Source organism: Kordiimonas sp. SCSIO 12610 (genome assembly GCF_024398015.1).
Classification (GTDB): Bacteria; Pseudomonadota; Alphaproteobacteria; order Sphingomonadales; family Kordiimonadaceae; genus CANLMI01.
In genome coordinates, this window is record NZ_CP073747.1 from 2,370,541 (window position 1) to 2,383,610 (window position 13,070).

15 protein-coding genes are annotated in these 13,070 nt (G+C 42.9%); 6 read left to right on the forward strand and 9 right to left on the reverse strand.

Annotation, left to right across the window (positions count from 1 at the left end; genetic code table 11):
• Positions 1–35: 35 nt before the first annotated feature.
• The 6 genes from KFF44_RS11190 to KFF44_RS11215 all read right to left on the reverse strand — a co-directional run bounded on the left by KFF44_RS11190 (position 36) and on the right by KFF44_RS11215 (position 4,704).
• Complete coding sequence (locus KFF44_RS11190; protein ID WP_255934340.1) at positions 36–608, reverse strand: PEPxxWA-CTERM sorting domain-containing protein; 573 nt, start codon at positions 606–608, stop codon at positions 36–38.
• A gap of 198 nt (positions 609–806) precedes the next feature.
• Positions 807–1,481: a PEPxxWA-CTERM sorting domain-containing protein gene (locus KFF44_RS11195; RefSeq protein ID WP_255934341.1), complete on the reverse strand. Its 675-nt coding sequence runs from the start codon at positions 1,479–1,481 to the stop codon at positions 807–809.
• Positions 1,482–1,699: 218 nt separating this feature from the next.
• Positions 1,700–2,374 (reverse strand): PEPxxWA-CTERM sorting domain-containing protein, encoded by a 675-nt coding sequence (locus tag KFF44_RS11200; RefSeq protein ID WP_255934343.1) that lies wholly within the window; start codon positions 2,372–2,374, stop codon positions 1,700–1,702.
• 150 nt (positions 2,375–2,524) lie between these two features.
• Positions 2,525–3,115 carry a DsbA family protein gene (locus KFF44_RS11205; protein ID WP_255934345.1) on the reverse strand — a complete coding sequence of 197 codons (591 nt, stop codon included), beginning with the start codon at positions 3,113–3,115 and terminating at the stop codon, positions 2,525–2,527.
• Positions 3,109–3,750 carry a DsbA family protein gene (locus tag KFF44_RS11210; protein WP_255934346.1) on the reverse strand — a complete coding sequence of 214 codons (642 nt, stop codon included), beginning with the start codon at positions 3,748–3,750 and terminating at the stop codon, positions 3,109–3,111. Before KFF44_RS11210 ends, KFF44_RS11205 begins: the two co-directional genes overlap by 7 nt.
• Positions 3,751–3,894: 144 nt before the next feature.
• The gene (locus tag KFF44_RS11215; protein WP_255934347.1) at positions 3,895–4,704 is read right to left on the reverse strand and encodes a ferredoxin--NADP reductase; all 810 of its coding nucleotides are present in this window, start codon (positions 4,702–4,704) and stop codon (positions 3,895–3,897) included.
• Positions 4,705–4,955: 251 nt separating this feature from the next.
• On the opposite strand from KFF44_RS11215, the gene KFF44_RS11220 reads away from it, so the two are divergent.
• From KFF44_RS11220 to KFF44_RS11230, 3 genes are all read left to right on the forward strand, one after another.
• Complete coding sequence (locus tag KFF44_RS11220; protein WP_255934349.1) at positions 4,956–5,384, forward strand: Fur family transcriptional regulator; 429 nt, start codon at positions 4,956–4,958, stop codon at positions 5,382–5,384.
• Positions 5,385–5,746: 362 nt separating this feature from the next.
• Complete coding sequence (locus KFF44_RS11225) at positions 5,747–6,412, forward strand: SDR family NAD(P)-dependent oxidoreductase (protein WP_255934350.1); 666 nt, start codon at positions 5,747–5,749, stop codon at positions 6,410–6,412.
• Positions 6,413–6,422: 10 nt separating this feature from the next.
• Entirely contained in the window at positions 6,423–7,613 is a 1,191-nt protein-coding gene (locus tag KFF44_RS11230) for an amino acid aminotransferase (protein WP_255934351.1), read from the forward strand.
• Between the two features lie 189 nt (positions 7,614–7,802).
• Here the strand turns inward: KFF44_RS11230 and KFF44_RS11235 are convergent, their stop codons facing one another.
• Positions 7,803–8,795, reverse strand: coding sequence for an AraC family transcriptional regulator (locus tag KFF44_RS11235; protein ID WP_255934352.1), 993 nt, complete (start codon positions 8,793–8,795; stop codon positions 7,803–7,805).
• Between the two features lie 204 nt (positions 8,796–8,999).
• Between KFF44_RS11235 and KFF44_RS11240 the strand changes: the two genes are divergently transcribed.
• From KFF44_RS11240 to KFF44_RS11250, 3 genes are all read left to right on the forward strand, one after another.
• Complete coding sequence (locus KFF44_RS11240) at positions 9,000–9,701, forward strand: PEPxxWA-CTERM sorting domain-containing protein (protein ID WP_255934353.1); 702 nt, start codon at positions 9,000–9,002, stop codon at positions 9,699–9,701.
• Between the two features lie 267 nt (positions 9,702–9,968).
• On the forward strand, positions 9,969–10,649 hold the full coding sequence (locus KFF44_RS11245; protein ID WP_255934355.1) for a PEPxxWA-CTERM sorting domain-containing protein: 681 nt from the start codon (positions 9,969–9,971) through the stop codon (positions 10,647–10,649).
• A 242-nt stretch (positions 10,650–10,891) separates the two neighbouring features.
• A complete protein-coding gene (locus KFF44_RS11250; protein WP_255934356.1) occupies positions 10,892–11,524 on the forward strand; it encodes a hypothetical protein in 633 nt (210 codons plus the stop codon).
• Between the two features lie 380 nt (positions 11,525–11,904).
• Here the strand turns inward: KFF44_RS11250 and KFF44_RS11255 are convergent, their stop codons facing one another.
• Positions 11,905–12,381 (reverse strand): hypothetical protein, encoded by a 477-nt coding sequence (locus tag KFF44_RS11255; RefSeq protein ID WP_255934358.1) that lies wholly within the window; start codon positions 12,379–12,381, stop codon positions 11,905–11,907.
• 65 nt (positions 12,382–12,446) lie between these two features.
• Complete coding sequence (locus tag KFF44_RS11260) at positions 12,447–13,019, reverse strand: NADAR family protein (protein WP_255934359.1); 573 nt, start codon at positions 13,017–13,019, stop codon at positions 12,447–12,449.
• Between the last annotated feature and the right edge of the window lie 51 nt (positions 13,020–13,070).

The window sequence follows — 13,070 nt, forward strand, 5'->3', positions numbered from 1 at the left end:
CAAATTTGTTATGGATAGAGAAAAGGCCTCAGGTTCTAACCATTCCTTGCAGTCCCGATCGCGTTTTGTCGTATCCGGCGACGATACAAAAGCCCCGTTAAGGCAAAGCCTATAATCATCATCAGCCAAGTGGCCGGTTCAGGAACGGCACTAACATTTCGAATTAGCGTTCCTTTAAAGGTCTCAAAAGCATCGATACCTCCAAGATCTCGCGGGAAAAAAGTATCAATACGCTGTAAATTTATAACTCCATCCAAAACAGTAAATGTAGCAAAAAAGGTGTCTGATATTGGTACTAAGCCGTCAACATCATGAAACGTGACAGTATTGGTATCCAGACCAGAAGGGCCAAACTGGGGAAGATAGAACAAATCATTTAGCCCAGGAGCAGTTCCAACCGTTAAACTGAACGAGTCCTCAGGGTTCAATCTACCGGGGCCCTCGAAGTCAAAAATAACTCGTACTGATGCTGCTTGAAGACCTACAAAATCAACATCCAGATCGTAATCGTTGTCAAATTGAAATGTGTATGTGGTTGCTGCATGCGCAGACACTGACAATGTTATGAACAAGCCCGCAAACACTAGCATCTTTGTAATATGTTTCATGACAGAATTCCTTCCAATCAAATGTTTCCTTGTCTGATGGCAGAAGTATGTAACCCAGATGTATCAATGGTATGTCGAGATATGTATCAATTGTATCAACCGTCGTTTCATCCATGATTTATATAAAAAAACACCCCGACTATGTCGGGGCGATCAAAGTTTCAGGGAGTATGTTTGAAGAACAAAATCGAATAATAGTTAGCAGAGTTCGATATTACGGCGCCTGCGTAAACTTAATCCCACCCCTGCAAAGCCAATAATCATCATTAACCATGTCGCAGGCTCAGGAACTGCTGGAACTGTTGGCGAAAATGATCGAGCGAGAAGCAGGTTATCAAACCCGACAACGTCATCAAGATTACTATCACCGATGAAATAGGAATTATAAAAAGTAAGCGAAGTAATCCCTTCCACAGACGTTAATCCAGAGAACAGGCTATTACGGCGCTCGCCGAAAAAGTCCTCTGCAATCAAATCCACATCGCCATTTGAGGTTGTAACCGTAAAGGTTGATCGCGCTTGCGTGCCCAAATCAAAAATATCAAGGCCAACAGCATGTACAGGACTATCAAATTCGAATACGAAAGTGTTATCACCCTGAATTCCACTGTTTCCGATAGATATCCCATCCCCGAAGTTCACATCAATTCCCGCATCCTCGTCAAAGGTCCGGGCAAGGGCCGTTGAAAATGTTCCCGTACCAAAATCGATTGTGTCTCCATTATCGACAACAGTATCAAACGTGTTCAATACCAGCCCCGTAACAGCGGCTTCAAAGTCCATTCGGTCCGAATAAAAAGTGGTTTGTGCAAATGCGTTACTCGATAGCCCAAAGGCTATAATAACGCTGATCAAATAATATTTCAGTTTCATAATACATCTTCTTTCAGTCTTATCTTTTACTATTTCGCCAACTGTTTTTTGATGGCTTCGATAGCGTTTTAAGCGTGCGATGTATCAATGGTATGTCGAGATATGTATCAATTGTATCAACCGTTGTTTCATCCATGATTTACATAAAAAAACACCCCGACAATGTCGGGGCGATCAAGGTTTCAGGGAGTATATTTGAAGAACCAGGTTAAAAATAGTTAGCAGAATTCGATATTATGGCGTCTGCGTAAACTTAATCCAATCCCAGCAAAGCCAATAATCATCATTAGCCATGTCGCAGGCTCAGGGACTGCTGGAACTGTTGGTGAAAATGATCGAGCGAGAAGCAGATTATCAAACCCGACAACGTCATCAAAATTACTGTCACCTATGAAATAAGAATTATAAAAAGTAAGCGAGGTAATCCCTTCCACAGATGTTAAGCCCGAGAAGAGACGATTACCACGTTCACCAACAAAGTTTTCTGCTATCAGATCAACATCACCATTTGACGTCGTAACCGTGAAAGTTGACCGTGCCCGTGTGCCCAAATCAAAGATATCCAAACCAACAGCATGAACTGGGCTATCGAATTCGAATACAAAGGTATTATCGCTTAGAACCGTTTCATTGCTGATCGAAACACCATCGCCGTAAAAGGAATCGAAAGGGCCACTGCCATCATTGACCGTTGCAATGGGAGTAGAAAATGTTCCCGTACCGAAATCGATTGTGTCTCCGTTATCGACAACAGTATCAAATGTGTTCAATACCAATCCCGTAACAGCGGCTTCAAAGTCCATTCGGTCCGAATAAAAAGTGGTTTGTGCAAATGCGTTACTCGATAGCCCAAAGGCCATTATGACGCTGATCAAATAATATTTCAGTTTCATGATACATCTTCTTTCAGTCTTATCTTTTACTATTTCGCCAATTGTGTTTGATGGCTTCGATAGCGTTTTATGCGTGCAATGTATCAAAGATATGTCGAGAAATGTATCAATTGTATCAATAGACTTCGGTGAGGATTTAAACCGAAAAACCTATTTGTCTTTGAAACGTGTCTTGGAGTTCAGGATTTCCTCTATCCAGGGAAAATGTTCCCTGCCGATGAATAGCTGTTGATCAATGAAATATGCTGGGGCTTCCACAATTCCACTCGCGTAGGCTTTTTCTAGGTCGCGGTCATACTGTTGTCGGACTTTATCCTCATCAAAGCTATCCTGTGGCAAACCACATTTACCCAGCAACGATTTGACAACATCAGCGTCATCAAGATTTTCATGAGCTTCCCAGAAGGCCTTAAACGCCAATTTCACAAAATCAGTTCGCTTTGCTGAAAGCTGGTTTAGGACTGCAAGTGCCAAGCTAGGTTCTTGCGATCGCGAGGGGAATTTTAAATCTATCCCCTGCCGTTCCGCATATTTTTCAAACAATTTTCGCTTTGAAAGGTCACGAACTTGATTATGCCTCAGGCTAAGTTCTTCACGACCAGCCAACTTTGGTATCGGGCGTTCAACCGTCTTAAATGCTCGCCATTCAATATCCACCTGATATTTTTCAGCAAGGGCAAGTGTGGGCAAAAGTGCCAAATAACAAGCAGGGGATTTAAAGTCGATATATACTGTCAACACGGCGCGATCTCATATGCAATATCAGGCATTTCGCCCTTACAGCCAGAAAGCATCCACCGGATATATGGGATATGCTCGCGGCCAAACAAAACTTCACCGTCCAGCACAAATGTGGGAACACCGTATATGCCGTTATTATGAAAATGCTCACTCAATCGGTCATGAATTTCGCGCCCTTCATCCGCTTGATAGTCTTCAAACCCGTCAGAATTAACACCCGCCTGCTCCAAACATTCCATCACCACATTGGTATTTTCGATATTTAACTCTCTGCGCCAAAAGGCAGGATAAACAGCTTCGAAATACTGACTCAGGTTTTTGCGATTTTTTTGGGCAGCCCATAAAATTCCAATATTTACGATACTGGAATCCCAAATCTTTTCGGTTCCTTTAAGCACTAATCCTTGTCGTTCTGCATAGCGGCGGGCGTCATGATATGAATATTTGATCATGTTCCACGTATGCTGGCTACGCGCCTTCGAGGATATTACCTGACCATCTTTCTTTTCAGCAGATCCCAAATAGCTTGGGATATCAAGGGTGAGTGGCCGCCAATCAAACTCAAGACCTAGTTTTTTTTCTAACGCCAAAATTTGCCGATATGCGACAAAGGCATAAGGACTTTTAATATCCATATACACGATTAGTGGCGAGCTACTTTCCAGTATTTTCATAACATAAAGCAGTAGTTCAGAAGCAAGTGCGCGTCAACACTAGTGGAAATACTCAAATAGTATTGGGGTTAACTAATGCAGATTAACATTACACTTCTGCATTCATTATCCAACAAACGCTTTTTCCACGACAAATTCGGCGGGTGCCGCGTTTGACCCTTCGGTTAATCCAGCCGCTGCCAATAGGGTTTTGGTATCTGCAATCATCTGGTTAGAACCACAAATCATAGCGCGGTCTGTTTGAGGGTTTAGGCCATTTAATCCTAGCATCTGGAACAGTTCTCCATTTTCAATAAAGCTGGTGATACGACCATTTCTGAAATATTGCTCGCGGGTAACACTATCAAAATAGTAAAGCTTTCCATTGGCAAGCTCACCCAGATATTCATGCTCTATCACGCTACCAACAACCTGCTTGCTATAATCAAGCTCAATCGCTTCACGGCATGTGTGAGTTACGATAACCTTATTAAATTTCTCATAGGTTTCAGGATCGCGGATAATACTGGCAAAGGGTGCAAATCCCGTCCCTGTTGAGAAAAGATAAAGGTTCTCACCAGGTTTCAATGCATCATGAACAAGCGTGCCAACGGGTTTACGCCCTAACAGGACTTTATCACCCGGGTTAATTTTCTGCAGACGTGAAGTTAGCGGACCATCCGGCACTTTAATCGAAAAAAACTCAAGCTCATCATCCCAATTTGGACTCGCGATCGAATAGGCACGCAGCAACGGTTTCCCATTCACCTGAAGGCCCATCATAACAAATTCGCCGGATCTAAATTTAAACCCACTGGGGCGCGTTATTCTGAAAGAAAAAAGAAAATCTGTATAGTGAGTGACGGCAATCACCGTTTCCTCTGTCGGGCCATTTGAAGCCGGCTGTTTTGCTTTTAAATCAACATTGATATTCATGGCACTATTCCTTTGCGCATGGTCACATTATTTTCTGAAATGAGTTGTATTTTGAGCCGAATTTCTGGGGATAACCTTGAAAAGGTCGACAATGACATTTTATCTATTGCAAATAATAATAATTATCAATATCATTTTTATTGTTAACTTCATTAGGAAATATTTTGCATGGAAAACCTAATCTATAATTTGGTTAGCGTTGTTCTAGCCCTCAAAAATACGAATGCATTAGCCAAGAAAGGATAATCCTTATGCCGAATTCAAGAATTGATATCGAAACCCAATGCATGGAAAAAGGGATGCGCATGACCGAGCAACGCAGAGTGATCGCCGCCGTTCTAACAAATGCGACCGACCACCCCGATGTAGACGAAATTTATCGCCGTGCCTCAGAGATTGACAATGAGATCAGTATTGCAACGGTTTATCGAACCGTTCGGTTATTTGAAGACGCAGGTATTTTGGAACGCCACGATTTTGGTGACGGACGTTCGCGCTATGAGCCCTTATCCGACGATCATCATGATCATTTGATCAATGTGGAAACCGGCGAAGTACTGGAATTTAATAATGAGCAAATTGAAAAGCTTCAGGAAATGATTGCAAAGCAAATGGGGTTCAAGCTTGTTGACCACCGCATGGAACTGTACGCAATTCCACTGGATGAAAGTGACCGCTAAAAATAGTTGATGAGAGTTCTGGTATTATGAACCCTCTTTATAGTGACGCTGGTTAGCAAACTACTTAATCAATTCTGCTTATAAAGCAACATCGCCACAATTAATACTCCGCACCCTATTCTGATAGTACTATACCATCCACAGGGGCAAGTTGGTCAATGTAGCCCCTATTATCTCAAGTTTATAACTGATTAGTCACCTGTACAAACACACCAAGTTCTGTGAGATGCGACTTACAAACCCAAAAACTGCAGATTTATTTTCAATTATACTCTTAAGCATCTTGCCCCTTTGGGGGACACAGGGGTATGACTGGGACCAATAAGAAAATAAGCCAATACACAAGAGTAAAAGAGATAACGATGAAAATTATAGTAACAGGTGCTTATGGAGCGCTAGGCAGAGCTGTCTGCGACACACTCGCAAACGAAGGCATCGATGTCATAGCAATTGATCATGCAGCCAGCCCACCAGAGGGCTTTCAGACACATTCATTATTTAGCGATGTCGATTTGACACTGGAAGCATCCGTGAAGGAAATTACGGATACTCTCGATCAGGAAAAAACTATAATCGATGGGATCGTGAACATAGCGGGCGGCTTCGCATGGGAAACACTGCATGATGGCTCAATTAAAACATGGGAGACCATGTGGCAGCGAAATTTGATGACAACGCTGAATAGTTGCAAGGAATTTAGTCGCCTTATGTCCAAAAATGGCGGCTCAATTATCAATATTGGTGCGGCAGCAACCGATCGTGCGAACGCAGGCATGGGGGCGTATACAGCATCAAAATCCGCTGTCAGCAGATTGAGTGAAGCCTTAAGTGACGAATTACGCAGTCAAAAAATCAGAGTGAATACAATCTTACCCACAATCATCGATACGCCCGCCAATAGGTCAGACATGCCTGACGCTGATTTCAGTGAATGGGTCACACCTGGGCAGATTGCAAATACGATTAACTTTTTATTATCTGAGAAAAGTAGCGGCATCACAGGTGCAGCTATCAGAATGACAGGCTAAAGGCAAACTAATGCTTCAGGACTTAAAACAACTACCAGCGGACCCTATTCTTGGGCTTTCAGCGCGTTATCAACAGGATGAAAACCCAGAGAAAGTTGACCTTGGGGTCGGCGTATACAAGGACGATAACGGTAAAACGATAATTATGTCTGCTGTGCAGAAGGCGTTTGATCATCTGGCCGCAACCGAAGGCAGTAAGGTTTATGTATCACCTGCTGGCTACCCCGGTTTCATCGAACATGTATCAAAACTAATCTTTGGTGAAAGCCTATCTGATTTCGGGCATGGAAAAATTGGTGCGGTTCAAACGCCTGGCGGCTGCGGGGCCCTGCGACTAGGGTTTGATTTAATCGCCGCCAACAGCCCACAATCCAGTGCTTGGGTAAGCAATCCAACATGGGCCAATCATGTTCCCATAATCGGCGCAGCAGGACTAGAGCACCGAGTCTATGACTATTATGATCATGCCACATCCTCTATAAATTTTGCTGCGATGTGTGATAGCCTTCAAAATGCGAAAGAAGGCGATGTTGTACTTATTCATGGTTGTTGTCACAATCCAACTGGCGCAGATATATCAACAGACCAAGCAGATAAGCTGATTTCGATTATAAATGAACGGTCTCTTATTCCATTCATTGATATGGCGTATCAAGGGTTTGCAAACGGACTGGAGGAAGACAGCATTCTGGTACGTTCAATTTTTCAAGCCTGCCCAGAAGCCTTTTTAACATACAGTTGTTCCAAAAACTTCGGACTATACCGTGAAAGAACCGGGGCTGTGTTTGTTAAAGGCAACAATCAGGATTGTGGATCAGCGATTGTCACACACCTGAATAAAATCGCCCGTGAAAGCTATAGCATGCCACCTTCGCACGGTGCTGCGATAGTTACAACAATTCTCGAAAGCGAAAATTTACAAGAAGAGTGGAAAAGCGAGCTCATAGAAATGCAGCAACGCATGCTTCACCTCAGGTCGTTATTCGATGGTCACTTGAAAGCAATAGATATTGGGTCAAACGTTGCTGACGTGGCTAATCAGTCTGGGATGTTTTCAATGTTGAATATAAGCCCGCAGCAGGTTGAACTGCTGCAAAAGGACAGTTCTATTTACATGCCGTCTAATGGCCGTGTGAACATTGCTGGCTTAACCGAACAGAAAATACCGTATGTGGTAAATGCTATCAAAAACTGCCTATAATTCTTGTAGCGATTTATAGCCTGAATATATTTCAGTGCTTACACATATGACCAAAGGTATCTAATAAAGATACAGAACAAAAAACACCCCAGCCACATAGACCGGGGTGTTTTTTATATTTAAACCTGTGTTTAGTCGGACGCAAAGTCGGCGCTAGTGCGCTTTCGCTGTAAACTCACACCCAAATGATTATTCCGTTGGGGCTTTGCCAAACCAGCTGCGATAAGCGCGGGTAAAGCTGCTTTGTTCGCTGTAACCTAGGGCATGTGCTATTTCGCTAAGCGACCTCCCGCCTTCTTCCTTCATAAAATGATAATTCTGGATACGGACATCCTGAAGCAAATCCCTGAATGACGTCCCTTCCCCGCTTAAACGGCGGGCCAAGGTTTTACTGCTAACATTCAACATATCGGCAACATCTTCAATCTTGGGCGCTTTGGTTGGAAGCATATGGTTGATACATTGGCGCACCTTGCCTGTGGTTAATTTATCCACTTCCAGATTACGCAGCGCAACATCAAGCCGTGATTTCAGGATTTCCAGTAATTCAAGGTTAGGTTGTGGCAATTTTTTCTGGGCAAGCCCTTTTTTATATTCTAGAAAATCGACCTCTTGGCCGTAATAGACTTTGCAGCCAAAATACTCTTCATAAGGGTCGGGCGTTGATGGTTTTTGATGCCTAAAGTGCACTGCCATCGCCTCTTCCTTAAACGCCCACAATAGCCAGCGCCCCACATTAGCAAGGCCGGTGAAAACCGCTTCGATAATTGGCCTTAGGGCTTCTGGGTTATCGGCTTCGATATTGGGGTGCCAATAGGTGCGAACCGTATCTTCTTCAACAACTACTTTCGTTCGGCCAAATTGCTGGTTCAAACTTTCATACTTGGAATTGGTCTTCCCTGCATCCACAAGGGTTGGCGAGCAAATCCCCGCATAACCAACATCCCCGAATGTGGCAGGCGTAAAGTTTAAACCAGCTTCAAGGCCAATTGATTTACAGCCCGTTTCCAATTCCGCGGCTGCCAGCATTTTAATCACACGGTCACAATCAAACCGGAAAACAGGATTGAGGAAAGCATCATCAGTGGCACCTAATACCCCCAACATTGTTTCCCTATCTGCCCCCTTACTAACTGCTGCATCATAAAAACACTGAATATAAGGGGCCGAAGCTGTGAACATACAAAAAACCACTAAATCATTAGAACATGTCCATTATTATCAAAAGAATATGGACAAAATTGTCAATACATAACGGCATCTCTGCTCTAATCTACCTAAAATAATAATAAAATTTCACTCTTTGCATAATCCAGTGGGTGAAAAGGCAAAAAAATACGTTCGGGCAAACAGAACAAAGTTCAGACTGAAAGAAGAGTAAATACAATGAAAAAGATATACATGTCTTTAGCCAGCGTTCTTTTTATTGGAACAGCAGTAGCAGCACAAAACCAAACATTCCGTTTTCAAGGAGAGGTTGGCTCCATATTCGACACATCGCCTGAAAGTATTGATCTTATTAATTTTGCAACTACTTTTACTGGCCAATTCACTATTAATATTGGGACAGAGGCATTTTCTTCTGATCGTAGATCCGATTCTTCTCGCTTCTTGATTCAACAGAGTAGCGATTATGAGTTCACTAACTTGACATTTAGAATTGGTGATCAAGAATTATCCTACCAAGGAAATAGTGATCAAGGTAACTTTTTACGTGTTACAGAAAATGAAAGTTTTAGAGGAGGGTTTAGAAGAAGCACATCTGCGCAATTGCTTCTGGGGGAAGATATGGGGTTATCAACTAGCGGTATAAGCAACCTGTTTTTTATCTTAGGTTCTACCGTTAATTTACCCACCAGTTCTACTGCCCCATCACGTTTAATGGAAATACTAGACAGTCCTTTGGTCGGCACAGGAACTGGCTTCATAAGTTTTCAAGATAATAGATCGGTATCTCTTAGAAATATAAGCTATTCACTCATTTCAGGTATCCCTGAGCCCTCAACTTGGCTGATGATGATCATTGGTTTTGCTGTTGCTGGCCTTCAACTCAAACGCAGGCGTTTTGTCAGCAAACAGTCCGCATAAGCCGATTAAACTTAAAATGCAGCAAACGGACAGTTGATTGTGGCCAAAGCCATAAATTTAAGGCCAGGTGAAAGCACCTTTTGATTGTGTCAAAGCTACATCCATCAAATTTATCATATATTTATAGAGGTTATCCCCCATATGGGTGACGACGGGGGAGAATAAACGCTTTAACATAAGTCCTAAGAAGGACAAGGCAAATCAAAATAGGCAGCACAAAGACTTATCAGGCGATAAATTAGTACAGATTGAAAACGGGAGTTTTAAGTGAAGAAAATATTTATAACCATTTTTGCATTGTTGTCGCTTGGGACAACTGCAAACGCGCAGTCGCAAACTTTCAGGTTTACTGGTGATGTGAATTTCCAAAACCTCACGGTAGCTTCGGTATTTGGCTTTGACACATTGGTCGGTAGTGTCGACGGTAATTTTACTGTTGATGCTAACCCCAGAACTCGGGTTGAAATCAGTAACTCTATACAAGACCTTGTGCAGTTCGAGTATTCTAACCTTAATGTAAATATTGGCTCACAATCTTTTTCATATACTGGAAACATAACCGGCGATGTGACCACTTCCAACATAGTTCGACTTATAGATCGAAAAGGAAGCAACATTTCGGGCGACTTCTTACAACTGATCGGAAACTCTGACGTTTCTGTTGGATCGACCACAATTACAAGTTTCTTTGTAGCTTTCAACTCTTCAGCTGACTTAATCACGTCCGCAGGGATAAATGATATCGGCGCATTTACAACTATTGCACCTTCTAATGCAAACCCAGGCGGCTTTGGAAGCTCAGCAGGTTTTGCTCGCTTTGCAAACACTTCTATTTCCGCTGTTTCCGCTATCCCTGAACCCGCGACATGGCTGATGATGATTATTGGTTTTGCTGTTGCTGGTCTTCAACTCAAGCGCAGGCGTTTTACGCATAAACATTTCGCATAAACGGATTAAACTCGCGCATATCGAAACAGTTATGTTTCCTTTGATCACAGCCCTTAATGTGCGCGGGTTCTCCCAATCATCAAATACGCCAATATATATAACAGGGTGGGCATAGAATATTCTGGTCTCAATCAACGGTCTCCATCAAAGCTGTTTGACCAAATACAACACTCTCCATTAACGCATTCATCGGGAGAACTCTGGTACCCGATTGCCCGCCCCCTTCGATACAGGAGCATCAAATGAAACTATGGCTTATCCTATTATGTTCAGGAATGGCTTGCCTCAATATTCAGCAACCTGTTTATGCAGCGGAGTTCACACCGCCAACAAACCTTCAGAATACTGAGCAGGCCATCAATGTATCTGGCCGCTCTTATCAATGGCACAATGATGTAAAGACCGCCTACGGCGACACCCGACAATTTTATTTTGAATATACATTCTTTCCTGATGGTCAGGTCGTAAGACAGAATTGGCAATTTCAAAAACCAAATAACCTGACAGTAAACCCCGGTATGGTACGAAACATTTGGAAGCAAAAAGGTGACTTACTGATTATTCAATCACAGGCGGGGCTTGCAAATCGATATGGTGGCGGTAAACAACCCGTTTGGGCGCACAGCCACTATAAAGTTGCTAATGATAAAATAACCTTGGTCCGTTTATTCATCCATGACGGAAAAAAGATCTGGCACGAATATGACAAGTTTTCTCATACTGATGTAACATTAGCGTCGCCAATTGGCCCCAAAACTGTCAAAGCCTATTATAGCCGACAAAACAGCCCTAGCCGCGATAAAGATTGGAGCCCGGCAGCCTATATCAAGCATTACGGCGCCCCATATCAGAAATGGATCGAATTTCGTCAATGATAAAACCTAACCCAAAAGAATTCAGGCTGAATTCTCGGCACTAAAAACTAATGCTGTGGTCGCGGTCGGGGGGTGCGCCTCCACGTGTTATCTCGAAGCTTGGCTGTTGCCCGGCTTTTCGCCCGAACCAGTAGATACAAAGTACCATCTCCACCTACCAGATAAAACAAAAGGCCCACCGGATGGCGGACCTTTGTTTTATTGGTTGCGGGAGTAGGATTAGTCTTGTCACGATTTTGGGTGTCCTCATCATTCCGCTTCGGCTAACGCCTTGCTCCATATGAACCTTTACGGTTCAAAGCTTATTCACGTGACCAAAAAAGCAAAAACCCCAGTCCAAAGGACTGAGGTTTTTTTGCTTTGGTTGCGGGAGCATGCATTCATCTTAAACTGCGATAACCAATGCCAGACCAGACAATGAAATTGTCGATCTTCTCAACCCTGATATTATCCAAATAGATATAGTGTTTCTTGTCTTCAACACAGACCTCTTGATTATCAAAATCACATGTTTTTGAAATGGCTACTGTGCGTAAGCGCCCTCCGCGTCCAAACAGAAAATCTAGTTCCTCTTGGTCCTGTATGACCTCCTCTAAAGGAGGGTAACCAGCCATTGCAACCCAATCATCTTCGTCTGGCCTATCCAATCTCGCTTCTTCGCGCATGCATCGTATCGCATAAGCCTCCCATTCAGCTTTTGCCGCATCACAAATCTGTTGGGCCGGTATCTTTAGAAGAATTTTACAAGGCTGCATACTTGCCCGGCTACTGCTCAAATCCATTGGCGGTATTCTGAGGAGTTTTACAGACACAGATTTTCCATCAACTTGCAAGGTGGGTTCGATACAGTCAGTCAAAATCTATAGCCCCTAGTAATGTCGGCAAAAAATCCCGCGTAATTTCATCAACCCGCATTGCTTGTCTATCTCTTCCTCAGCAAGTAACTTCTTGCCTTCATAAGCGCAAAGCCGAGTAGATTCTCTCCCTTCCAACGAGCTGGATTGCATGCATCACTGTGATCCTCAGTCATGCCAATACCCCAGATTTTATCGTTAGGGCTGGCCTCAACGAGTATACGCTTCCCAGTTGACAGCAGATAATCCTTAAGTTCAGGGTTTTGACTAAACTTTAATACATTTCCATCAAAAACCGTATAGTAATTTTTCGCATTCCAAATTGCTGAATCAAAATTGGAGACCTGTCTGCCCAGTTCTTTTGCTCTCGCTGGATCATCATCGGCTAGTATCTTTTTCGCAATATCGTAATCGTGAAAAAGAACCGCCTTTTGCACCATCATATAATGTTCAGCCGTAGCATATCTTGTAGAAGATTGATCATTAGGGTTATGATAAAAGGGGCTTGGATACCATTGACTAAGGCACGTTTTTGTAACTTCGGGTGTTCGCTGCTTATGCCCCCAAAAAAACAGATACTTAACATTCTTCTTTTTAGTGAGGCTAATGAGTTGTTTAACATTGCCGGGCGAATGAATCATAAAATTTGTTAGTCCTTATTAGTTAACAAACCTTTTTATCACAGTTGATGT

Excerpts from the sequence above, each read along its gene's own strand:
- KFF44_RS11215 (WP_255934347.1), bottom strand. The coding sequence starts at position 4,704 with ATGAATATCAATGTTGATTTAAAAGCAAAACAGCCGGCTTCAAATGGC.
- KFF44_RS11190 (WP_255934340.1), bottom strand. The coding sequence starts at position 608 with ATGAAACATATTACAAAGATGCTAGTGTTTGCGGGCTTGTTCATAACA.
- KFF44_RS11195 (WP_255934341.1), bottom strand. The coding sequence starts at position 1,481 with ATGAAACTGAAATATTATTTGATCAGCGTTATTATAGCCTTTGGGCTA.
- KFF44_RS11210 (WP_255934346.1), bottom strand. The coding sequence starts at position 3,750 with ATGGATATTAAAAGTCCTTATGCCTTTGTCGCATATCGGCAAATTTTG.
- KFF44_RS11220 (WP_255934349.1), top strand. The coding sequence starts at position 4,956 with ATGCCGAATTCAAGAATTGATATCGAAACCCAATGCATGGAAAAAGGG.
- KFF44_RS11250 (WP_255934356.1), top strand. The coding sequence starts at position 10,892 with ATGAAACTATGGCTTATCCTATTATGTTCAGGAATGGCTTGCCTCAAT.
- KFF44_RS11240 (WP_255934353.1), top strand. The coding sequence starts at position 9,000 with ATGAAAAAGATATACATGTCTTTAGCCAGCGTTCTTTTTATTGGAACA.
- KFF44_RS11230 (WP_255934351.1), top strand. The coding sequence starts at position 6,423 with ATGCTTCAGGACTTAAAACAACTACCAGCGGACCCTATTCTTGGGCTT.
- KFF44_RS11260 (WP_255934359.1), bottom strand. The coding sequence starts at position 13,019 with ATGATTCATTCGCCCGGCAATGTTAAACAACTCATTAGCCTCACTAAA.
- KFF44_RS11235 (WP_255934352.1), bottom strand. The coding sequence starts at position 8,795 with ATGTTCACAGCTTCGGCCCCTTATATTCAGTGTTTTTATGATGCAGCA.
- KFF44_RS11200 (WP_255934343.1), bottom strand. The coding sequence starts at position 2,374 with ATGAAACTGAAATATTATTTGATCAGCGTCATAATGGCCTTTGGGCTA.
- KFF44_RS11225 (WP_255934350.1), top strand. The coding sequence starts at position 5,747 with ATGAAAATTATAGTAACAGGTGCTTATGGAGCGCTAGGCAGAGCTGTC.